The sequence below is a fragment of the Psychrobacter sp. CMS30 genome, assembly GCF_904846565.1.
Taxonomy (GTDB): domain Bacteria; phylum Pseudomonadota; class Gammaproteobacteria; order Pseudomonadales; family Moraxellaceae; genus Psychrobacter; species Psychrobacter maritimus.
Map to the genome: position 1 here is coordinate 142,806 of NZ_CAJHBF010000003.1, position 22,163 is coordinate 164,968.

Here is a 22,163-nt window from a genome sequence, read left to right on the forward strand (position 1 = left end):
ACTATCAAACTTAAGGCTGATTTTTAAGCCATAAAACAAAATGTAAGCAAGACGGAATACTATGGCAATTATTATCGGGATTGATCCGGGTTCGCGCATGACCGGTTATGGCATTGTTCAACAAACGGGCGACAAGCTGACATATATTGATGCCGGCACTATTCGTACGGATACCAAAGAGATGCCTGAGCGTCTTAAACGTATTTTTAATGGCTTGACCCGTATCACCCAGCATCATCTAAAATATGCCGATGAGCCTATTTACACCGCTATCGAGCAAGTTTTTATGGCAGAAAACCCAGACTCAGCGCTGAAACTAGGGCAAGCACGCGGCGCTGCTATTGCTGCCATGGTAGCACTCGATTTAGAAGTATCAGAATATACCGCACGCCAAATTAAACAAGCGGTTTGCGGTTATGGGGCAGCGGCAAAAGAGCAAGTACAAGAGATGGTCTGCCGCATACTGTCTTTAGACGTAGTTCCGCAACAAGATGCCGCTGACGGTCTTGCCTGCGCCATTTGTCATGCGCACTCAAGCCATTCAATGAACAAATTGATATTAAATAGTGCCATGCGTGGCCGCGGTGCTTCTAAGAAAAAAGGGCGCTGGCGTTTGACAGAAGAAGACTTAGGCAATTTGCGTTAGAATAAAAACATATAGTCATAAAGCAAATAACCATAAAAAAACACGCGTCCAAACGGCGCGTGTTATTTATTTAAACTATATGACTATTTATTTATGCTATGTTTTTACTATGGCGGATTCGATTTAAAAAGAATGCAGTGCTGCTGAGATAAATTTTTCGAAGCCTCTGGAGTGCGAAGCGCACAGCAAGCTAGGAAAATTTATCTCAGCAGAACGTTATTTTGAACGTATCTCTTTTATATTGAACTGACTATATAGTAAAAGCAACTAACCGAGTTACTCTGCTACCGCACTCTCAATCACCGCGTCCAACACATAGGCATATTCTTCGCCTTCTGTGCTTTCGTTACTATCTAACTCATAACGCTGGAGACGCAAGACTTCGTCATGCATGCCGTCATGCTGATAGCCATCAATTTCACCAGTAAATGCTGACCATTCTCCTTCACTCACTTTAATACCTTGGTCATCATAAGTGATGGGCTTCACTTGTAAACACATCTCTGAGCTATCATCAGCACACGCTACTTTCTTAGCATTTACCGCCCAAAATACGGTTTCACCCTTACTGTTATATTTGGCTTGTGAAGTAAGCTTACCTTCCCAAGTCAACGTAATCGCATTACTGGTCACTTGTGTGAGCACTGGGTTTTCACCTTCAGTCAAACTCAGCTGACTGCTACCTTGCATCAAGGTATTTAAACGATTTTCTGCTTTATTGAGATCTTCGCAGAGCATTTTAGTGCTCATGCTCTCTTCGGTCGTTAGCGTCTGACCTTGCAACTGATACACGGCACTTATTGTATTGCAACCCACACTATAGTTCAGCGTGTTTTGACCTTGATTTTGATTAAACAGCAGCGTGACTTGCTCCTTAATATCCACAAGCATCGTTATGACAGGTCCACCACTTTTGTCATCGATATCCAATAATGTCCAACGATAACGCGCTAAATCTTTAATCATCTCTTGCTCTGCAGTCAGTTTCGTATCATTAGCTGTATCAGGTGCCGTATCGGTGTTTAATGTGGCATCAGTTGCTATGCCCGCTTCAGTGTTGTCTGGTGCGTCACCGCCAGTAGGCGCAGCGTCTTTTTGACAAGCACCCAATGCCAAACTTGCTGCTAAAATACTTGGCACTAAGGCAAACCTAGAAAATGAGCGGATAGAAGATAGCATGGTAAAAGATGATGTCATGAGCGTCATACCTTGTGATTAAACTTTTTCATAATTCACTGTTGCCTATACAAGGAGTGATTATATCTATTTTTGTAAAGTGTTCATAATTTGACCACTATAGCGCCGATGATGGTAGGTTTTGTAACGAAGTGTGTAATCTTATATATCAATAGTAACTATTATCGTTTGATTTCTCATTTAAGCTGTGGATTAAAAAAGCCTCGGGTCGCTAACAATGATATTAGCGACCCAAGGCTATCGGCGTTATTTATTGCTAAATTTGCTGTTAAATTTATAATGCCATACCGTTTTTACTCACTTTCATGAGCAGGCTTGGCCTTTGCCATATTTTTAATACTAAAACGCTCATTCATCATTTGATAAAACCGCGCCAGATTTTCGCCCTGTTCATTCGGGTTAACCTTGAGTATTTTGCCAAAGTCCAAACCTAAATACAGCACAATATCAGCAAAACTTAACTGATCACCAACTAAGTAATCGTGGCCATCTAACATAGTTTCGAAATAGGGCAATGCTTTAACAGCGCGCGCGATAGACGGCGCTACAGATTCTGGCACTTGTTCAACCCGCTGCGCTTTGGAGGGGTGACTGTGCTGAAACGCCAGCATAAAGTTATACAGCACCTCAAACTCAGCAATACGGCGCATAGAACATACTTGCGCCCGCTGTACCACATCATTACCCATCACCGAACGCTCGCCATAAACACGGTCGAGATATTCGCACACTGCCTGCGAATCATTGAGTATGGTGCCATCATCCAATTTTAATACTGGCACTGTCTGCATCGGATTCATCTTGGTAAACTCATCAGACATCTGCTCATTAGTAGCAAAATCTATATCGACCACATCGACATCATCCATATCGTCAACATCGATACCTTTTGACGCTAATAAAATAAGGGCTTTACGTGGATTGGGCGCAGTACGGGTAACGTATAGTTTTTTCATGGCAAACTCCTTGTAAGATGGTCTCAAAAGCGACTCAGCGCTGCTAGGCTTTATTATGATTATTGCAAATAGCGTTTGGATAAAGTTATCAATGCGCTATATAACAGTTATAGCCTACTCTGCTCATCATAGCAAAACCTTAACGCCAATAAAAAGCTGAAACATAAAAAAAGCCCCATAACATTAAGTCATAGGGCTTTTCACTTTTCATCTATTACAACTATCAGATACGCTTAACTTATTTGTTAGGCGCAGGTGTAGTGCGTAAATAAGGCTTAATTTCGGTATAACCTTTAGGATAATTAGCAGCGATGTCTTCGTTTTTCACACTTGGTGGAATAATAACGTCGTCGCCATCTTTCCAATCAACAGGCGTTGCCACGTTATATTCATCAGACAATTGCATTGCATCAATCACGCGAATAATCTCATCAAAGTTACGGCCACAGCTGGCTGGATAAGTCAGCGTTAAGCGTACTTTTTTCTTAGGATCAATAATAAACACGCTTCTGACCGTCGCTGTACTATCAGCATTTGGATGAATCATGTCATAAAGGTCTGCAACCTTGCGCTCAGGGTCAGCAATGATAGGGAAATTGACAGCAGTACCTTGGGTTTCTTCAATGTCACTTACCCAACCTTTATGATCTTCTAAACCATCAACCGATAGCGCGATTGGTTTAACATTGCGCTTTTGGAACTCACCGCCTAGTGCTGCGGTACGACCAAGCTCAGTAGTACATACTGGCGTATAGTCTGCAGGATGTGAGAAGAAAACCACCCAACTGTCCCCTGCCCATTCGTGGAAATTGATATCACCGTCAGTGGTTGTGGCGTCAAAATTTGGTGCAGTATCACCTAGACGTAAATTTGCCATGCTTAATTCCTTATTTATGTTTGTGATGAGCGTTAATACCCATTAATACCACAAAGTATCTAATGCTAGAAAGTATCCATGCGCTCTATTATTATCATCGATATGCTCAAGTATAAAAATAGCGCTGAGCACATCAGTAAAAACTCACTTTATATTAACAAACTGGTTATGAATGTCTTGTGACGGATTGTAATGCGCTTATTCCATTTATCACTAACTGAATCCTTCAAGAAAAATCCATGCTTATATAAAAAAGCCCATCTCTAGCGTACTAGAAATGGGCAAGTTTGCAAACTACTATTGTTCAGTGCTGTTTTAAACACGGTTAATAAAGCCAATAGTTATACACTAAGCTGGTTTATAGCTGTCGCGCAAACTAACAATTTGGTTAAATACCGGCTTATCGCTGCTATGGTCTGCTGTATCAGCGATAAAGTAACCTTCACGCTCAAACTGGAAACGCGTGCCAGCATCACTATTAGCTAATGACGGCTCAACCACGGCATCGAGCTCAGTCAACGAGTTAGCATTCAATGCTTGATGCACATCAGCGACGCTACTTGGATCTTCGACGCTAAATAGCTGCTCATACATGCGTACGGTCGCTGGCACGCCTTGGCTGGCTGATACCCAGTGAATAACACCTTTAACCTTACGACCTTCAGGATTATTACCTAGCGTTGCAGGATCAATCGTTGCTTTTAGTTCAACGACATTGCCAGCGTCATCAAGAATATGTTCAGTCACTGCCAATACATAAGTATTACGCAGACGAATCTCATTCTTCTCTGGTGATAGACGCTTATAACCTGCTGGCGGCTCAATTTCGTAATCACCTTGGTCAATATAAAGGGTTTCGGTAAACGGAATTTCACGCTCGCCCATATCGACATTAGGATGATTTGGCTGCGTGAGCCATAAAGTCTGTGCATCATCGTCCCAACGCGCATTAACGCTATCAGCCTTTTGCGATTCCCAACTACTGACCGCATCGCTAAAGTTAGTAATCGTCACTTTTAACGGCTTAAGCACTGCCATACCACGCGCCGTAGTCGTTTCCAATGACTGACGAATACTAAACTCTAATAAGCGAAAATCAACGACGCTGTCTACTTTGGTCACGCCAACACGCTCACAGAAGTCGCGTAAACCCTCTGGTGTATAACCACGGCGGCGCATGCCAGCGATAGTTGGCATACGCGGATCATCCCAACCGCTAACGATATTTTCATCGACCAACTGCTTTAATTTGCGCTTACTGGTCATGGTATGGTCGACATTTAGGCGGCTAAATTCGTACTGATGCGGCGGTACATCAAAGCCGATTTTTTCAACCGCCCAATCATAAAATGGACGATGGTCTTCAAACTCCAGCGTACATAACGAATGAGTAATGCCTTCGAGTGCATCCGAGAGCGGATGGGCAAAATCATACATCGGATAAATACACCATTTATCACCCGTTTGATGATGCTCTTGATGCATAACGCGGTAGATAACAGGGTCGCGCATATTCATGTTTGGGCTTGCCATATCAATCTTGGCGCGCAAAACGGCTTTACCTTCCGCAAACTTACCTTCTTTCATATCATTAAAGAGGGTCAAGTTTTCTTCAACACTGGCATCACGATGTGGTGATGCTGTGCCAGCTTCATTAAAGGAGCCACGGTTTTCTTTAATTTGCTCAGGTGACTGCAGGTCTACATAGGCATCGCCCTGCTCAATCAACTGCACGGCCCATGCATACAACTGGTCAAAGTAGCCTGACGCATGGTGCGCCTCTCCTGCCCACTCAAATCCTAACCATTTCACATCGTTCTTAATGTTATCGATGTAATCTTGCTTTTCTGCAGTCGGATTGGTGTCATCAAAACGTAGGTTACAAACACCCCCAAACTCTTTAGCCACACCAAAGTTTAAGCAAATAGATTTAACGTGCCCTAAATGCAAATAACCATTTGGCTCAGGCGGAAAACGCGTCACGATTTGTGGGTATTTCTGCGCATTGACATCGTCACGAATGATATTACGAATAAAATCGTTTTTTTGTTCGTCTTTTTGTGCATTGTTGCTTGAGTGCTCACTCATCGGGCATTGCTCCTAAAGCAAATTGTCAGTTCATGCTACGTGCCATCACGCAGCATGGAAAATTCAAACCAAATCATTAAAAACAAGTTATTAAAAATGATAGTAAAAAGTTAAAGTTTCGTTATTCTATCAGCTTTTGCAAAGGCATTAACAGCCTGATACATGACACGGGATAAAAAAGCCGTTAGACTAGCCATAACTTTTTAATCACCAACTTTTCATCCACCACTTAACAGCGTCATGTTAGGCGCTGCAATCAAAGAGGAATATCACATGGTAGACATGCCACCAGTAGTAGAACTTGACACCAATATGGGTGCCATCGTTATCGAACTCAATGAAGAAAAAGCACCTAAAACGGTAGAAAACTTTTTAAACTATGTAAAATCTGGTCATTATGACGGTACGATTTTCCATCGCATCATTGATGGCTTTATGATTCAAGGCGGCGGAATGGACGCTGAGATGAATGAAAAAGCGACCAACGCGCCCGTTGAAAACGAAGCGGATAACGGTCTAAAGAATGATAAAGGTACAATTGCGATGGCACGTACGCAAGACCCACATTCAGCGACTAGCCAGTTTTTCGTTAACATAAAAGACAACGATTTCCTAAACCATTCTGGCAAAAACATGCAAGGTTGGGGCTACACGGTATTTGGTAAAGTAACAAGCGGTATGGACGTCATCGAAAAAATGCGCGGCGTACCTACTGGTCGTTTCGGCATGCATGCTGATGTGCCAAAAGAGCCAGTGGTTATCAACTCAGCCACCATCATCACTCAGTAATCATTCTTCAATAGTTATTACTCAGTAGCGATGAATCAGTGCAAGCTTATGAGTTGTTACTGTTTAAAGTTATGAGGATAAGGATAAATGCAAAGTTTTGACCATCTAATTACCACCCGCCCTCATGAGGTGCGGCAAGTATTGATTAGCGATTTGCATTTATCGCCTGAAGAGCCTGCCTTAGTGCAGGCTTTTTTGGCGCTGCTTGATGATTGCCTTGCCTTGCCTACGCTAAAACGCTTATTTATCTTAGGCGATTGGTTTGAAGTTTGGATTGGCGATGATGCTTATTTATTATTATCAGAGGATGAGCGCCAAACCCATTGGCTAACCCCGCTTATCGTTAAATTAGAAAAACTACGGGTAACTGGCAGTGAGATTTTAATCATGCATGGCAACCGTGATTTCTTATTAGGTCAGCCATTTTGCAATCTATTCGGTGGTGAGCTTATTTATGAGCCGTATACTTTAACCGTTGGACAGCAGAATTATCGCTTAGAACACGGCGATGCGTTATGCATTGATGATAAGAAATATCAGTTTTTTCGCAAAATCATGCGCAATCGGTTAACTCAGTGGTATTTGCTCAATAAATCACTAGAAAAACGCTTGGCTATCGCCGGTAAAATGCGCCAAAAAAGCCAGCAGAATAATGCCAATAAAGCGGCGTATATCATGGATGTCAATGAAGATGCGGTGATACAAGCAGTGGCTGATAGCGATGCGTTACTACATGGGCATACCCATCGTCCAGATATTCATCAAGCTACGAGTAATAAAAAACGCTACGTGCTTGGTGATTGGCGACTGCTAGATAGTGACACACGCCAGCCAAAAGTCAGTGCGGTGATTGGTGCTGTGATGGCAGATGAAGATTCAGATGATAATGCTGAGTTTGATATGTACGAGTTTAAGATGACTATCTAACCTGCTGCTGCAATTTTTATAAAGATCCACCAATAAAAAACTCCGTCATTAACGGAGTTTTTTATTCATCAATATCATTATGTTTAAACCATCGCTGAAAATAACGATTATCTAAGAATAGTGACTTTACTCTGTCTCACCATCCTGCTAATGAAGACGCACTACGCTGAGTGATAAAGCCATCTGGGGTTTGACTATTATCTGCTTGCCAGCGTTGGAATGCCAGTCGCGTATTGGTACCGACGATACCATCTGTGCCTTTGGTATCATAACCTGAGCTGGTCAAACGCTGCTGTAAATTTCGAACTTGCGCCGTTGATAACGGACGCTCATAGCGCGGCCATGATTGTTGTAATCCACTCTGACCGGCAAGCGCTTTACCCAATAAGCTCACACCAAGCGCGTAGTTTGATGAATTGTTATAAACTTTGATGACATCAAAGTTTGGGCTAAGTAGCAATACTGGACCATCTTTACCAGCAGGCAGCCACAGCTCCATTTGAGTATTGGCATCCAAGTAGACATCGGCTATGGTATCGACACCCATAGATGCCCATCTGGCGGCAGGCTGCTTGGTACCCACCAATGAATAATCAAATGATGATGGAACAGTCGCTTCATAAAACGGCGCAAGACCACGCACCCAACCTGAATTACTTAGGTAATTAGCGGTAGACGCCAAAGCATCGCCTGTCGACCATGGGTTACGGTGACCATTACCATCGCCATCAACGCCATGCTTAAGCCAGGTATCAGGGATAAACTGCGTTTGCCCCATGCCGCCTGCCCAAGAACCATCGAGCTGTGACCATGAAACATCGCCGCGTTGCAATAGCGTCGCTAGTGATAATAACTGGGTTTCAGCAAACTCTTGACGACGGCCATCATAAGCAAGGCTGGCAAGCGAGCTTGGAATACTGCTATTGCCCGTTACCACACCGTATGATGACTCCATGCCCCAAATCGCAGCGATGATTTCTGCATTGACGCCATACTGCGACTCTAACTGTGATAAAAACGCCCGTTGCTCGGCAAACTTACGCTTACCTGTGCTGACACGGCCATCTGATACGGCAGAATCGACATACTCCCAAGGCATCTTAGAAAACTCTGGCTGTCCTGAGTCAAGCGAGATAACTTGTTGGTTTAAATAAGCCGTATCAAGCAAACGACGCACTGTCGATGCATCATGACCCGATGCAAGCGCGCGCATAGAAAAATCAGATTTCCAATCAGAAAAACTGTTATAGCTTGGTTTGGCAACGGGTGTGGGTTTAACGACAGGTACTGGCGTTGGCTTCACCTGAATGGTTTGGGTCTGGGTAATTTGCACATTACCTTGGCGTACAGGTTTGCTCGGCTTTTGCATCGCCTGCTGACTGGTACAGCCAACCATAACTAAGGCGGGAAACAAAGCCAGATATTGTTTTTTTAATAACATAAGAGATCTCAAGTATGAATAAGTAAAGTAGCTTAATGGGCGCAGCTTTAATAATTGCCAATTAACATAGCAAAGTTATTATAAAAGCTGCCACAGAGTTAACGTCCTTTTTAACGCCTTTATTACTGTCTTTTTCAACGAGCTTTTTTAACGACCCAATACCGCGCGTGGGTCGATAGGATTACCATTTAAGCGTACTTGGAACTCCAAGCCTACTTGATTGGTCTGACCGCTGCTGCCCATATTTGCAATGCGCTGACCACGCTGTACCGCCTCACCTTCTTTGACCAGCAGCGCACTGTTATGCGCGTAAGCGGTGATATAGTTATCGCTATGACGAATCATAATCAGGTTGCCATATTCTGGCAGACCATTACCCGAGTATAGTACTGTGCCAGATTGGCTCGCAAGTACCGGATCGCCCATGGTGCCAGCAAACCACATACCCATGTTACCGGCGGCAGCATCAAAGTTGCGCGTCACTTGGTTGCGACTCGGATATTCATAACCTGAAGTGGCGTTGGCCGTCACTTCATAAACAGGATTTTGTGAATAATTGGGCGTGTTGGTCACAGGCGGCGTATAGGTTGGCTGTGCTTGCGTTGGCGTAGAGGCATTGTAGCGATTGTTATTGGTGGCGCGTACTGGCTCACCTTGCCATAATTTGAGCCATTGACCACTATAAATCGTATATTTACTATCTAAGCCATTTAGCGCACCGATTTGGCGATAACTTAAGCGATAGCGCGCTGCAATTTGGCTGACCGTATCACCGCGCTGGACGCGATGATAATTGGGAACACCTTGTCCGTTGGTGATAATCTTAGGTCCTGCTTGGTTGGCTGCCTGATAAGTGGGCTTAGTGGCACAGCCGACCATCGTTAATGTGGCTGCTGTCAACGTACCCATCAATGCCACTGTTGCCAAGCGCGATCCAGCAATAAGCTTCTTCATACAAGATTTCCTATTCTTTATGTTGCTCACAAATTCCTTGTGTTACTCACAAGCATTTTGCTAACGGTTATAACGTTTAATGTCTCAGATACCATGATTAATTATTAAATAACCAATGGTTTTTTAGCAATTTTTAAGCACTAATAAATATCACTACGGATAAACCTATCAATTTACAGCACCAACCCCGAGAGCGTATCAAGGGTTTCGGTTGGCGTATGATGCAGGCGCACAGGCGATAGACTAATATACCGTTCCAAAAATCTTACTCAAACCTAATCAATATTAACTATTGGTTAGGTTTGATGTTTTCTTTCTGCTTCAATGTCACGCGCTACTTCTCGTTTGAGACTTAGACTGACCACGACTCCACAGACTTTTTTAATTGGCGATGGAACTCACCGTCCAATAAAAGGGGGTCATGCGGCTGTTAAGATGACAGTCGCATTATTTAAAATATTGATGCTGGCGTTGAGGTCGCGGTTATGAGAAACCTGACATACAGGACAGATCCAATCGCGCATTTTCAACGTTAGCTCATCTTTACCAAGGATATGATTGCAGTTTGAACATGTTTTTGAGCTGGGATAAAAGCGCCCAACCGATTTAACTGTCTTACCTTGCTCATCGGCTTTGTAAATAAGCTGTCGCTTAAATTCAAAGAAACCCAAATCACTAATGGCCCGTGACAATCTGCGATTTTTAACCATGCCTTTGACGTTTAAATCCTCAATTGCAATCACATCAAACTCTTTAACCAGCTTTGTTGTGATCTGATGGAGAGAATCCCGCCTAATACACCTGATTTTGTAGTGCAAACGAGAGAGCTTGGTTTTTGCTTTTTCTCTGTTTTTACTGCCTTTCTTGGTACGACTTAGGTTTTTATTGAGTGTTCTTAATTTGCTTAAATACCTACCCAATGGTTTTGGTGCTTTGATTTTAGTACCATCTGATAAAACCAATAAATCAGTAATACCAAGGTCAATACCCACGCTTTTACCTGTCTTTTTAGCAGGAAGTGCGACTTCTTGCCTCTCAACGGCCACGCTGACAAACCATTTGCCGCCACGCTTAGAGATGGTGGCCGACATAATCTTACCGTCAAAACGTAGCCCTTCTTTTATACGAACCCAGCCTAAGTTGGGTATGCGAATGGACTTGCCTTTAATGGCAAATTGGTCATTGGATAAGCTAAACCTATCGTCACGTCCTTTCTTGCGAGCTGTTGGATATTTCGCCAAGCCCTTAAAAAAATTATTATAAGCATCACCCAGTTGCATGATTGCCAGTTGCGGAGCACATTTGGTCACTTCTAACATGTAAGGGAATAACTCGCGCTTAATGGCATTCAATTCGCGTCTGAGCTTTGCCTGTGAGGGCTTATTTAGCTTTTTGGTATCAATTTCTATGCCAGCCGCTAAACACGCATCACGATACGCCTTATCAAGCGCATACTGCCGTTGCCACTCATATAAAGCCCAGTTGTAGGCTTTTCTCGCCACGCCACAAGCCCGAGCAAAGTGATTTGCCTGTACGTTGTTTGGTTTGAGTTCGATGATGTGACCACGGATCATAATGCTTTTTTAACCGCCTCTATTAACTGTTGTTTTTTCTTACTGCGAGATCCGTAGAGTCTTGCTGAAAATATGGTGATAATCCCTAATGCATCTTGAGCTAATTCTTGCTCAAAACTCACTTCCTCGCCCTTATTGATTATTACCACATCAACATCACGCGCCTCACACAACATGAAAACCAATTCTGCACCAAATCGCAAAAGTCTGTCTTTATGAGTAATTACCAGTCGTTCAACTTTGTTGTCTAGTATGTCATCCAGCAGATTTTTCAAGCCCTTTTTCTTATAATTCATTCCACTACCAAGATCGGTAATCGTCTCAAAAACCCAACCTTGATTGGCGCAATAAAGTTCCAAAGCTTGAGCTTGGCGAAGTAAATCATCTTTTTGATCACGACTTGATACCCGAGCATAAGCAACAGTTTTTCTGTCTAATTTAGGTGGTGTACTCAAAGGATGTGGTCTAATTTCACTTAAATCATATCGCCTATGCCCATTTTTGGTTCGCTTGGCGACTAACGTGCCATCCTCATCCCAACGTCTTAGTGTGGATTGAGCAACTCCGAAATGTTTGGCTGCCTCACCAATACTAACCAGCTTTCCCATAACTTAATCTCTATATCATGATACAATCTGTTTATTATAGATATAAATGAATAGATTTGGCTATATTTTAGTTAACTGATCGTAACCCTGCTGCCACCGCTTGGTCATCCGTCATTTCTATGGACGATGTTTGAGCGTCTACATTTTCTGTTGCTATTTCACTTGATAATGTACGTTTGCGTAGCGATAACCAGTAGGCATCGCAGCCGCGTGGGTCGACCACAGGACGTGCAATCTCACTGTGACTTAAAGCCGTGATTGTTCGACCTTTAATCGCATCGGCACTATCAACATCAGGAATATTAACGTTTAATACATGATAGGGCAAATTTTTGTAAGCATCTAATATCGGAGTTTCGGTCAATAATTTGATAATCTCGTTGGCCGCCATTTGATAATGACTTACCTGCTCCTACCCTGCACCTTTGACCCCGCCGCCCACTAAAGAGGTGGCAATCGCTGGCAAGCCAAAAAGCTGCGCGGTCAATGCAGCGCCGAACGTACCAGAAAATAAAACATCCTGACCAAGATTGGCACCTGAATTAATACCTGTAATCACACAGTCAAAATCGGTATAACGGTAAATTTCATGTAACGCCAAATACACACAGTCTGCAGGCGAACCATTCACCGCAATAAAACCAGACTCCAATTCATGAGTATATAGCGGCGTTGAGATGCTCAAGGAGCTTGCGCAGCCCCTTTGCTCATTACTTGGCGCAACCACCACCTCTGCAATGGTTGACAATGCGTGATATAGTCAATCCAGAATAAAATTGGTACAACCCATATCATGAAACAGCTTAGGTAAATTATTCTCCATCCACCCTTGTCGTAGAAACTTAGCCTGTGCCCATTTTTTTTCAATAGGGTTTAAATCAGGGCTGTAAGGCGGTAGAAATAACAAGCGATGACCATACCTGTTGAGTAATCTCTGAACGCGTTTATGAAAGCTGGCGTTATCCATGACGATTACGCATTTTATTTTAAGACTTGGTATTAGCGTGTTTTTGCACCAGTTGTAGAATATGTCGCCATTGATATTCTTTTCGAAGTAATCAAGTGCAAATAACGCTTTTTCATATAAGGCACCAATAACATTGGTGCGTTTTTTACCTTGCCAGTTATAGCTATCGATGCAAGGGGTACCAATAGGTGCATAGCCATGAGAGCGGATGGTCTCAGCCTCGAAGCCACTCTCATCCATGTATACAATTGCATAGCCTTGAGCGATGTAGTCGCCCAGTTTACTTAGATATTTAGCTCTGTTTAATGGGCAAGCTTTTGGATGCTCTAAGGTCTTTTTTTTGACTGATACCAAGACGTTTTAAAGCGGCCTCGATGCCCGACTTACTACAGCCAAAACGCTGTGCTCTCTCGTACATGTAATCGTCTGGATGCTGTTCAACATCTTTTAATAAAGCTTCGTTAGGTATTTTACTGGGTGGTTTATTGCGAGTGAGTTTAATACTAGGGTCTTTGAGCCAATTCTGTAGCGTGGCCTTACTAATGTCATAAAATGCACAAGCTTGTCTGATACTCATATCTTGTTGTTCGACACTTTTAATCACTTGAGCACGGAAGTCTGCTGAATAAGTCATAATCTTTTTACTTTTCGCTTGTTTTAAAACTACTGTACCACTTTTATAAAAGATCTACTATACAGTGCCAACAACCCCGGAGCATGCACCCCATCATTACTCATTAAAATTTTCATTTTTGCTCAATTCTGCCCAATACCGTTATTAATGACCGTCTGTCCACTTAGCTACTTTGTTATCGTAAAATTGCTATAATCCCTCTTATCGAGACTAAGTCAGTGGCTATACTCAAAATATTTTGGCCGATTATACCCTAATAGTGCCACCAGACGAACCCAGTCTTGGGCTAGAATTTTCCCGATATTCGGTTTTATAGGCGAGTTTTTATAGGCGTTTTTTCAGTAGCAACAATGACCACTTTTTAGTATAAAAACATGGCGATAGAGTTACAATAGGCAACAAGGTACAACATTATCAATGAATATTTTTATGTTGAGGTAACTTAGTACTACATACTACTAATATGTTGCTGTAAACGTGGCTTAGCTCACAATATATCTACACATAAATCAATATTTTATGTGACTTTTATTTTTTTACCGATTAACATAGCACCATCAAACAAAGATAAGCGAGTGTAATACTGAATGAATAATCAATCGATATTATCTATAGCTTCTGTGATAGCGAAGACCGCCTCAAAAGTAGGTCTAGCAGGACTGATAACGTCTATTGCTATGCTGTCTCAAGCGACCAATGCCGCGTCTAATTCAGCGACGACCATTCCTCTGGATTTATCTGGTATTAACATCACCAAGCATGAAATTGCAGTGATGCAAGTACTGTCAGAGATATGTCCGCCGATGCTGACGGGCAAACAAAAACAGCGTTTTTATAAATCTTATAACGTACAGTTGCATGAGTTGATGCCGTCGTTAGAAGACCCAAAAGCGGCTATTCAGTATCTATCTACCCAGCAAGATTACCGTCAGATATTGCAAGGTATTCGCAGTTGGACGATGGGTTTCTCTAGACAAGATAACAAAGCCTTATGTGAAGATTTGGCGAATGCTGAGTATTCTTAAGAAATTAATAGAAGATGCTTTTAATAAATCTGCCTTTCATAAAGGCTACTATTAAAAAGTATTCTTCATAAGCTATTATAAAAAACAGTAAAGCTTGTTTTTTAGAGAAGTATAAATAAAGTAGTAGCCCAAGCACTGCTGATATAAAGATATAAAAAGCATTGATATAAACAGAAACCAGCATTACTTTATATGCACGATAAGTAGCGATAAATAACCATAATAAAACTACTGCTCATATCACCGTCAAGTCGCTGGTTTTTACTATATCAATGTTAATCAACTAAAAAACGCTATAAGTTTATTAATTGGTGGTGTTCTAAAAAGTATGCTGGCGATAGAAGTCAATAAGAAATCCATGCTAAGTTCTCTGATTTTATAGGGCTCTCAAGGCTTTAAAAATTGTTCAATTTTTAATCAGCATACTTTTTGACACACCACCTATTAATTAACCTATAGTATAGTATCAAGCTTGCTGTCATCTGGTCTGCGTATCGCAGGTGGTGCAGCAGGCTTTTTTGTGGCAGTTAGAAAAGCATTCGTGCATCGAAATGCAATCTATAGCTAAGGGCTTTATATGCCCATATTTTTGCCCTTCTAAACGCTATGGTTTATCACAATGATGCGCTGTTTTTGGTCGCGTCCTATTTTATTGTATTTATCGATTCCCCATCGGTCGGCATTTTGCTAAGATAAGGCGTTAATTTTATGTCCATCGCTTAGTCGTTAAGTCTCTCATCAAAAATCTGTTTTAAATCTTAGCTTTAGAGTCAGCTTTAAAGCGGGCCACAATAGATTAACCGTGAGAATCCGCACGAAATATAAGCGATAGATACATTTGGTTTTATGATGCGGTGTAACAATCTATGACAGTAAAGCGTGTAAAAAAACAGTTAGTACAGCTGGTAGTGGGTGTCAGTGTTTCTATGAGTGCAATGATGGCGAGCGCAGCCATACAGCCACCCGAGATGGAAAATACGGCTTATGTATTAATGGACTACAACACTGGTGAAATATTGGCACAAAAAAATGCCAATCAAGCACTACCACCAGCGTCCTTGACCAAGATGATGACCAGTTACATCATCGAGCAGCGCTTAGCATCAGGTGACCTCAAAGAAGACGAACAAGTTTTGATGAGCCCAAATGCTTGGTGCCGCGGTAGTAGCAGTCAGTCTTGTATGTATGTGCCGGTCAATAAAACCGCCAGCGTCATCGATATGTTACGCGGTATTATTATTCAATCAGGCAATGATGCTTCAAAAGCGATGGCTGAGCATATTGCTGGTAGCGAAGCCTCATTTGCAATCTTGATGAATGAGCAGGCAGAAAAGCTTGGGATGAAAAATACCCATTTCGTCAACTCGACAGGTATGCCAGACGAAGGGCACCAAGCATCAGCGTTAGATTTGGCCATATTGTCACGTGCAATTATCAAAAACAGTGGCGACTATTACGGTCTTTATTCGGAAAAAGAGTTCACTTATAACGGTATTACCCAAGGTAACCGTAATGCCCTACTAGCCACTGACCCTACGGTTGATGGTCTAAAAACAGGTCATACCGATGCGGCAGGCTACTGCTTAGCCGCCTCTAGTAATCGTGATGGCATGCGCCTAATCTCTGTTATTATGGGTACAGAAAGCCAGCAAGCCCGTGCCGATCAGTCACGTGAGCTACTTAACTGGGGTTTTGGTCATTTTACTACCGTAACTAAAGCACCCGCTGGACAGTTTGTTAGTAAAGTACCGGTATGGTTTGGTGAAGCGACAGAAGTAGAGCTTGCGACTGGCGACAGTTTGCAAATTCTAACCGATAAAACGCAAAAGAATAAAATCACTACTGTGGTCGATATTCCTGAGAGCTTAGAAGCGCCTATCAAAAAAGGTCAAGAAATTGGCAAAATGATGGCGGTTATTGATGGTAAAGCGGTTGCTTCCGTGCCTATCGTAGCCACTAGCGATATCGAACAATCAGGCTTTATGAGCCGTATCTGGCAACGTTTTACCCGCTGGGCACAAAACTTATTTTAAGCTCATTATTTAATAATCTGCATAAAAACATGTCTGCATGTAACTATAATAGTTAGCAGTGATTTTAGTATTAAAAAAGACGCCTGTTTATGGGCGTCTTTTTTATTTGTCTATGCTTATCACTATGTTCATGCCTACCGCCATCATTAAGACCAAGCGAGCCAGCTCTTTAATAAATTACTCAGCGCTTTATCTTCATAGGTTGCCACCTGACAGTAATCCACTCCGGCCGCTTTTAAGCTATGCTCAAAGCTGTCTAAATGTCGTGCACGCTGCTGTGGATACCAAAATACCAATAAAGCCCGATAGTCGGTCTCAGAGGCACGAATACGCTTGGCCACTAATTCCGCTTTGCTTGCTAATACGTCTTCCGCGAACATCACCATATCGACTTTTCTATGCTGCATCTCATCAATAACGAGCTGTTCATGTTGATAACAGATAACACGCGCGCCTAAACGCTGTAATTCATCCAACAAAGCGCCGCTATCTTGATCATAGTAGTAGACAATGACCAGTCCCGTAAGCAGCTGTTGCTGGCGCGATTGGCGTAGATTGGACGTCGGAATAGTAATAATAAACTCAGTCCCGACGCCAAGCGTGCTCTCGACACTAATACTGGCTCCCATCAACTGCGTCATTTGTTTGACGACTGGCAAGCCAATGCCCGTGCCTTCATACTGACGAGTTTGTGATGAATCTACCTGAAAAAACGGATTAAAAATATCATCGATAAAGCCACTATCGATACCGATGCCCGTATCTTTGACTCGAATCTGCCAACGATTGCTATTATCAAAATGGGTCAATTGCGAGGTAATACTGACTTCACCTACGGGGGTAAATTTAATCGCGTTGCTCAGCAGTATCGATAATATTTGCTGTATTTTTCCGACATCGCCTTCAAGGCTATAATCAATATGATGGATATGACTGATTAATGCCAAGCCTTTTTGTCTGGCAATAGGCTCAAAATCTGCCAACAAATCAGCAATTAATTGCAGCGGATTAAACTCGCTTATCTGTAGGCTGACCTGACCTTTTTGTATCTGATTAAGCTGAATAATTTGATCCAATGCCAAAACTAACTTGTCACTACCATTATGAATGATATCGACCGCGTCTTTTTGCTCATCATTGAGGTGTTCATCATCTAACAGTTGTAAGCCGCCGACAATGGCATTAAGCGAGGTTTTTAGCTCATGAGTAATCATGCTTTGAAAATTATGCAGCTGCACATCTAAAGATAAATCCTTTTGATGCAATTGCTGCTCAAAAGCGGCAAGCGCTTCATAATCTTGTTTCGATTCTTGCAGACGATTGAACAACGTCGTAAAGGCCTGCTTAATCTGCACCAGCTCCTGAAACTTAAAGCGCTGCGGAATCACGGGCAGCTGCTCAAGCTCAGGGTTTTTAATGACAATGTCACAAACTTCCGTAAGCACGGCGATATCTTGTGATGGCCAGTTTAATTTACGTAAAATATACAGCGCCCAAATAATGGCTAATGCTGTGGTCATTAACCACAACCATAGATTGTTTTGTAGCCAATTTGAACGTAGGGTCGCCACATCTAAGGTAATATTAATATAGCCGACCAAGGTATTTTCAGTATTTAAATCACTGGCTGAATTTGATTCATGTCTATTACTCAGCGGACTATTTGCAGCTTGCAGGCTTGAATTTAGCTGAAGCGTATTCTGGGAGATATTCTGCGCGGCAATGCTTTTTTGGGCGGGGTTTAGCGTATCGCTAACCATAGATAGGCTGCTGCTGCCATTAATATAATCGCCGACCACCGGATAGTTAAAGCTGACCGTATTGGCAAATAAGGCATTTTTCCAATCATCTCTGGACTGATTGCTATCGGCAATAGGCTGAGAAGTTGAATAAAACAAAATACTCTCAACGCTTTGCTTATGCTTTAACAAGAAGCGCACTTGCTCCGCGACCACCTTGTCACCATCGACGCTTGCGGCACTAATCGTCAGCAAGTTCGCCAATTGCTGGATATGCTGACGCTCTTCTTTATAGTGTTGCACCAAACCATAAACAAAAGACAATAGAAAACCTACCAATACAGCCAAAATCATGGTCTGTACGATAGATTGCCAAACAAGCATAGGAAGGGTTTGTGGTGGGCGGTTGTTCATATCACTCAACTGAGTTAAGACAACTTTTGATTATACTACAGGTATTTTATAAGAGTGATGAGCGCAATACGACATTTTAATGTAACGGATAAATAGTATATCAAATAGCAAAATGCCATGACAGCTGATATAGCCATCATGACAAAACACCTTATAGAAAAATATAATAGATAGCATAAAATGCTCTTTATCTGCTATCTACTCCAACCACTAATAAAGATAATATTACTAAATTAACGTTTTTTATCTTTGTTAGTAAATCTTGGCTTATCTTTGGTGGTAAATTTCTGCGCACGATTGCGTTCACGTTGGCGTAGCTGTTGCGCTTTTGCTTTGGTTGGCGTGTCGCTTTTATTGGCGTATGGGTTATCATTTTGTTTAAAGATAACATTCAGCGGCGTGCCTTCAAGCTTAAATACTTGGCGGAATTGATTTTCAAGATAGCGCTGATAACTCTTCGGTAGCGAAGACGTTTGGTTACCATGAATCACAATCACTGGCGGGTTATGACCACCAATATGCGCAAAACGCAGCTTGATACGGCGACCGGCAACCGTTGGTGGCGGATTCGCAGCAACAGCATCTTGTAAAATCTGCGTCAAACGGTTGGTTGACACCTCAAACATCGACGACTGATAAGCACGCAAGATAGAAGGATATAAGTTACCCACTCCGGTACCGTGCAATGCTGAGATTTGATGGACTTTTACGTAAGAGATAAAGTTGAAACGGCGATCCATCTCAATCTTGATATAGTTCTTTTGATCTGCAGTTAAACCATCCCATTTATTGATGGCGACCACCAAGGCACGACCCGCATCAAGCGCATAACCAATCATATGTAAATCTTGGTCGACGATACCTTCTTGGGCATCAATCACAATAACCGTGACGTTAGAATCGTCAATTGCTTGCAAGGTTTTGATGACTGAGAATTTCTCTACCTTTTCATCGATTCTGCCACGGCGACGGACACCGGCGGTATCAATTAATACGTAGTCTCTACCCTCGCGCGTATAAGGAATATAAATACTGTCACGCGTGGTACCCGGCATATCAAATACCACCACACGGTCTTCACCCAATAGGCGGTTAACCAGCGTTGATTTACCAACGTTTGGACGACCAATAATAGCCAGCTTTAAGCCTTTTGGCTCGACAACGTTTTCTTGCGTTGGCATATCAGCAGTCAGAACTTCTAGCAAGTTACCAACACCGCGCCCATGACTGGCTGCCATCGGATACGGCTCGCCCAATCCTAAGGCATAAAACTCTGCAGGCGCGGCATCGTGCGCGCCATCAACTTTATTCGCAACGACATAAACAGGCTTACCAAGGGTGTGCAAAAACTTGCCAATCTCAGCATCAGCACCAATCATACCGGCACGGGCGTCGACCACGAAGACAATAATATCGGCTTCATGAATGGCCGTATGCGACTGCTCAGACATATAGTCATCAATATTGCCGCTACCATCATCCGCTTCACCGATACCACCGGTGTCTACAACGATGAAAGATTTGTCTTCATAGGTTGCATCACCGTATTGGCGGTCACGAGTCAGCCCTGATAAATCAGCAACCAATGCCTGCCGACTTTTAGTGAACTGGTTAAATAAGGTAGATTTACCGACGTTTGGACGACCAATTAAGGCGACCACAGGCTTGATACTCATGGGTTACTCTCAGTGAAGGGCACAATGGCGGACAGGTCGCTGACTCTTATCATAAAGATGAATAGCTGCACTTGACCGCAAATTTAAATAAATTATAGAAATAAAACGATAAAATTAGATAATAGCAAATATAGTCAGTGCGAAATAATATCGAGATATTAATGGCCACGGGCTATAAATATAAATTCTAAAATGAATCGACTATATAGATAACGCTATTATATATGAATAACGCCTACTACATAGCGGTCGCATAGAGTACGCGAAAGCGACCGCTTAAACAAGCAATTTACACAAGGCACGAAACGCTGACTGAGCAGCGTTTTGTATTGATGTCACTATAAGCAGGCTTATTTAATCAGTACAATCAAATAAGCAATGACTTATAAAAATCTAGCGCCCCAATTGCCAAATAGCAACTTGCCCTGAGGTGCTTTGGGTCAGTAAGCGGCTACCTTGTACTTGCAAGCTACTTAATGCGCCTTTAGTCTGTACGCGGCTAACGATTTTGCCGCTAGCAGGGTCAAATAAATGCACCACGCCATCAAAATCACCGACAGCAATATAATTGCCAATCATTACAGGGTTGGTTAAATGACGATAAGCCAACTCTTCACTTTCCCACAAAACCTCACCATTGCTGCGATTATAAGCAACTACTTTGCCGTCTAGGCTGGTTGCAATGACTTGCTGATTGTTCACCGCCAGTGATTTTAAGCTTGCAAGCTCATTAACGAACAGTACTTGACGAGAAGCTAAGTCGATACCTAACAACTGACCACTATAGCTAATGGCAAACAATTGGTTTTTATCGACGATAGGCATGCCATCGACATCGCTCATACGCTCAACTTCACTACTGCCTGCACCGACGCCAACGCGGCGTGACCACTGCGGTAGGCCATTATCGATAGTGACGGCATGCAAGCGACCATCAGCCGTAGCCAATAGTGCGGTTTTCGCATCTAGTAATGTTGGCGCTGCACTACCGCGTACGCTGATAGCAGGCACTTGGGTGGCAAACTGCCAAACCGACTGACCGTTCTGTAGCGATAACCCATGTAAGAAACCATCGTTAGCCGATAAAACCACCCGGTTATTGCTGATTAAAGCAGGCGTTAGTACCGAACCGCTAAGCTGAGTCTGCCAGCGTTTAGCGCCAGTGGCACTATCAAACGCCATCACTTGACCACCGCGGGTACTGACAATAGCGGTTTGGCTCAAGGCATCTAAGGCCACGCCGCCGGTAATTTGATCACCAACATTAACTGACCATACACGTTGACCGGCATTATCAAAGCCTATTAAATCACCACCGCGTGATGCAGTAACGATTTGCGAGTTGGCATAGCCCACTTGCAGGTCAAGCGGATCTTTACTACTGGCTTTTTTGCTACCAACATCGGTACTAAAAACCGGCTGCAATACACTAATTGGCTGCGCAATTTGCACCAATTTGACAGGGTCATTGACGACTGGTTTGATACCTCGATTACACCCAACGACTGCGGTTGCCATTACTGCGATTACGGCGACATGCATGGCCGTCGTTTTGATGGTCTTAGCGTTTATAGTTCTGTTAGAGCGAATAGCTTGAGTCATTATAGGGTCTCACTAG

General features: G+C 42.7%; 20 protein-coding genes. 5 read left to right on the forward strand and 15 right to left on the reverse strand.

The genetic code is table 11. The annotated features are described in order from the left end of the window. Positions 1-61: 61 nt before the first annotated feature. On the forward strand, positions 62-646 hold the full coding sequence (gene ruvC, locus JMX94_RS02680; RefSeq protein ID WP_045446965.1) for a crossover junction endodeoxyribonuclease RuvC: 585 nt from the start codon (positions 62-64) through the stop codon (positions 644-646). Between the two features lie 276 nt (positions 647-922). On the opposite strand, the gene JMX94_RS02685 is transcribed toward ruvC, so the two are convergent. From JMX94_RS02685 to JMX94_RS02700, 4 genes are all read right to left on the reverse strand, one after another. Then, the gene (locus JMX94_RS02685; RefSeq protein ID WP_227673480.1) at positions 923-1,843 is read right to left on the reverse strand and encodes an META domain-containing protein; all 921 of its coding nucleotides are present in this window, start codon (positions 1,841-1,843) and stop codon (positions 923-925) included. A 293-nt stretch (positions 1,844-2,136) separates the two neighbouring features. Beyond that, on the reverse strand, positions 2,137-2,799 hold the full coding sequence (locus JMX94_RS02690; protein WP_201562957.1) for a glutathione S-transferase family protein: 663 nt from the start codon (positions 2,797-2,799) through the stop codon (positions 2,137-2,139). 238 nt (positions 2,800-3,037) lie between these two features. Then, complete coding sequence (locus tag JMX94_RS02695; protein ID WP_201562959.1) at positions 3,038-3,676, reverse strand: peroxiredoxin; 639 nt, start codon at positions 3,674-3,676, stop codon at positions 3,038-3,040. Between the two features lie 348 nt (positions 3,677-4,024). Next, a complete protein-coding gene (locus JMX94_RS02700; protein WP_201562961.1) occupies positions 4,025-5,764 on the reverse strand; it encodes a glutamine--tRNA ligase/YqeY domain fusion protein in 1,740 nt (579 codons plus the stop codon). A gap of 273 nt (positions 5,765-6,037) precedes the next feature. On the opposite strand from JMX94_RS02700, the gene JMX94_RS02705 reads away from it, so the two are divergent. Then, on the forward strand, positions 6,038-6,553 hold the full coding sequence (locus tag JMX94_RS02705; protein WP_201562963.1) for a peptidylprolyl isomerase: 516 nt from the start codon (positions 6,038-6,040) through the stop codon (positions 6,551-6,553). An 87-nt stretch (positions 6,554-6,640) separates the two neighbouring features. Continuing rightward, on the forward strand, positions 6,641-7,480 hold the full coding sequence (locus JMX94_RS02710; RefSeq protein ID WP_201562965.1) for a UDP-2,3-diacylglucosamine diphosphatase: 840 nt from the start codon (positions 6,641-6,643) through the stop codon (positions 7,478-7,480). Positions 7,481-7,616: 136 nt separating this feature from the next. Here JMX94_RS02710 and JMX94_RS02715 read toward each other — a convergent pair whose 3' ends face one another. The 8 genes from JMX94_RS02715 to JMX94_RS02745 form a co-directional block, all read right to left on the reverse strand. Next, a complete protein-coding gene (locus JMX94_RS02715; RefSeq protein WP_201562967.1) occupies positions 7,617-8,921 on the reverse strand; it encodes a lytic murein transglycosylase in 1,305 nt (434 codons plus the stop codon). A gap of 147 nt (positions 8,922-9,068) precedes the next feature. Next, on the reverse strand, positions 9,069-9,875 hold the full coding sequence (locus tag JMX94_RS02720; RefSeq protein WP_201562969.1) for a peptidoglycan DD-metalloendopeptidase family protein: 807 nt from the start codon (positions 9,873-9,875) through the stop codon (positions 9,069-9,071). A gap of 419 nt (positions 9,876-10,294) precedes the next feature. Then, complete coding sequence (locus JMX94_RS02725; RefSeq protein ID WP_201562971.1) at positions 10,295-11,449, reverse strand: RNA-guided endonuclease TnpB family protein; 1,155 nt, start codon at positions 11,447-11,449, stop codon at positions 10,295-10,297. Then, complete coding sequence (locus JMX94_RS02730) at positions 11,446-12,057, reverse strand: IS607 family transposase (protein WP_201562973.1); 612 nt, start codon at positions 12,055-12,057, stop codon at positions 11,446-11,448. The genes JMX94_RS02725 and JMX94_RS02730 overlap by 4 nt, the downstream gene beginning before the upstream one ends. Before the next feature lie 67 nt (positions 12,058-12,124). Then, positions 12,125-12,448: a hypothetical protein gene (locus JMX94_RS13250; protein WP_227673481.1), complete on the reverse strand. Its 324-nt coding sequence runs from the start codon at positions 12,446-12,448 to the stop codon at positions 12,125-12,127. A gap of 21 nt (positions 12,449-12,469) precedes the next feature. Further along, positions 12,470-12,805: a 5'/3'-nucleotidase SurE gene (locus tag JMX94_RS13255; protein WP_227673482.1), complete on the reverse strand. Its 336-nt coding sequence runs from the start codon at positions 12,803-12,805 to the stop codon at positions 12,470-12,472. Positions 12,806-12,817: 12 nt separating this feature from the next. Beyond that, positions 12,818-13,378: an IS630 family transposase gene (locus tag JMX94_RS02740; RefSeq protein ID WP_201562975.1), complete on the reverse strand. Its 561-nt coding sequence runs from the start codon at positions 13,376-13,378 to the stop codon at positions 12,818-12,820. Continuing rightward, complete coding sequence (locus JMX94_RS02745) at positions 13,317-13,658, reverse strand: IS630 transposase-related protein (RefSeq protein ID WP_037026110.1); 342 nt, start codon at positions 13,656-13,658, stop codon at positions 13,317-13,319. Before JMX94_RS02745 ends, JMX94_RS02740 begins: the two co-directional genes overlap by 62 nt. A gap of 587 nt (positions 13,659-14,245) precedes the next feature. On the opposite strand from JMX94_RS02745, the gene JMX94_RS02750 reads away from it, so the two are divergent. Then, complete coding sequence (locus JMX94_RS02750; RefSeq protein WP_201562977.1) at positions 14,246-14,683, forward strand: MCR_0457 family protein; 438 nt, start codon at positions 14,246-14,248, stop codon at positions 14,681-14,683. 866 nt (positions 14,684-15,549) lie between these two features. Continuing rightward, entirely contained in the window at positions 15,550-16,716 is a 1,167-nt protein-coding gene (locus tag JMX94_RS02755; RefSeq protein ID WP_201562979.1) for a D-alanyl-D-alanine carboxypeptidase family protein, read from the forward strand. 146 nt (positions 16,717-16,862) lie between these two features. Here the strand turns inward: JMX94_RS02755 and JMX94_RS02760 are convergent, their stop codons facing one another. From JMX94_RS02760 to bamB, 3 genes are all read right to left on the reverse strand, one after another. Next, positions 16,863-18,869, reverse strand: coding sequence for a HAMP domain-containing sensor histidine kinase (locus JMX94_RS02760; protein ID WP_201562981.1), 2,007 nt, complete (start codon positions 18,867-18,869; stop codon positions 16,863-16,865). Positions 18,870-19,102: 233 nt separating this feature from the next. Beyond that, entirely contained in the window at positions 19,103-20,545 is a 1,443-nt protein-coding gene (gene der / locus JMX94_RS02765) for a ribosome biogenesis GTPase Der (protein WP_201546843.1), read from the reverse strand. Between the two features lie 393 nt (positions 20,546-20,938). After that, entirely contained in the window at positions 20,939-22,147 is a 1,209-nt protein-coding gene (bamB, locus tag JMX94_RS02770) for an outer membrane protein assembly factor BamB (RefSeq protein ID WP_201562983.1), read from the reverse strand. Positions 22,148-22,163 lie beyond the last annotated feature (16 nt).

Excerpts from the sequence above, each read along its gene's own strand:
- JMX94_RS02695 (WP_201562959.1), bottom strand. The coding sequence starts at position 3,676 with ATGGCAAATTTACGTCTAGGTGATACTGCACCAAATTTTGACGCCACA.
- ruvC (WP_045446965.1), top strand. The coding sequence starts at position 62 with ATGGCAATTATTATCGGGATTGATCCGGGTTCGCGCATGACCGGTTAT.
- JMX94_RS02725 (WP_201562971.1), bottom strand. The coding sequence starts at position 11,449 with ATGATCCGTGGTCACATCATCGAACTCAAACCAAACAACGTACAGGCA.
- der (WP_201546843.1), bottom strand. The coding sequence starts at position 20,545 with ATGAGTATCAAGCCTGTGGTCGCCTTAATTGGTCGTCCAAACGTCGGT.
- JMX94_RS02705 (WP_201562963.1), top strand. The coding sequence starts at position 6,038 with ATGGTAGACATGCCACCAGTAGTAGAACTTGACACCAATATGGGTGCC.
- JMX94_RS13250 (WP_227673481.1), bottom strand. The coding sequence starts at position 12,448 with ATGGCGGCCAACGAGATTATCAAATTATTGACCGAAACTCCGATATTA.
- JMX94_RS02690 (WP_201562957.1), bottom strand. The coding sequence starts at position 2,799 with ATGAAAAAACTATACGTTACCCGTACTGCGCCCAATCCACGTAAAGCC.
- JMX94_RS02730 (WP_201562973.1), bottom strand. The coding sequence starts at position 12,057 with ATGGGAAAGCTGGTTAGTATTGGTGAGGCAGCCAAACATTTCGGAGTT.
- JMX94_RS02700 (WP_201562961.1), bottom strand. The coding sequence starts at position 5,764 with ATGAGTGAGCACTCAAGCAACAATGCACAAAAAGACGAACAAAAAAAC.
- JMX94_RS02750 (WP_201562977.1), top strand. The coding sequence starts at position 14,246 with ATGAATAATCAATCGATATTATCTATAGCTTCTGTGATAGCGAAGACC.
- JMX94_RS02745 (WP_037026110.1), bottom strand. The coding sequence starts at position 13,658 with ATGACTTATTCAGCAGACTTCCGTGCTCAAGTGATTAAAAGTGTCGAA.
- bamB (WP_201562983.1), bottom strand. The coding sequence starts at position 22,147 with ATGACTCAAGCTATTCGCTCTAACAGAACTATAAACGCTAAGACCATC.
- JMX94_RS02720 (WP_201562969.1), bottom strand. The coding sequence starts at position 9,875 with ATGAAGAAGCTTATTGCTGGATCGCGCTTGGCAACAGTGGCATTGATG.
- JMX94_RS02710 (WP_201562965.1), top strand. The coding sequence starts at position 6,641 with ATGCAAAGTTTTGACCATCTAATTACCACCCGCCCTCATGAGGTGCGG.
- JMX94_RS02715 (WP_201562967.1), bottom strand. The coding sequence starts at position 8,921 with ATGTTATTAAAAAAACAATATCTGGCTTTGTTTCCCGCCTTAGTTATG.
- JMX94_RS02755 (WP_201562979.1), top strand. The coding sequence starts at position 15,550 with ATGACAGTAAAGCGTGTAAAAAAACAGTTAGTACAGCTGGTAGTGGGT.
- JMX94_RS02760 (WP_201562981.1), bottom strand. The coding sequence starts at position 18,869 with ATGAACAACCGCCCACCACAAACCCTTCCTATGCTTGTTTGGCAATCT.
- JMX94_RS02685 (WP_227673480.1), bottom strand. The coding sequence starts at position 1,843 with ATGACATCATCTTTTACCATGCTATCTTCTATCCGCTCATTTTCTAGG.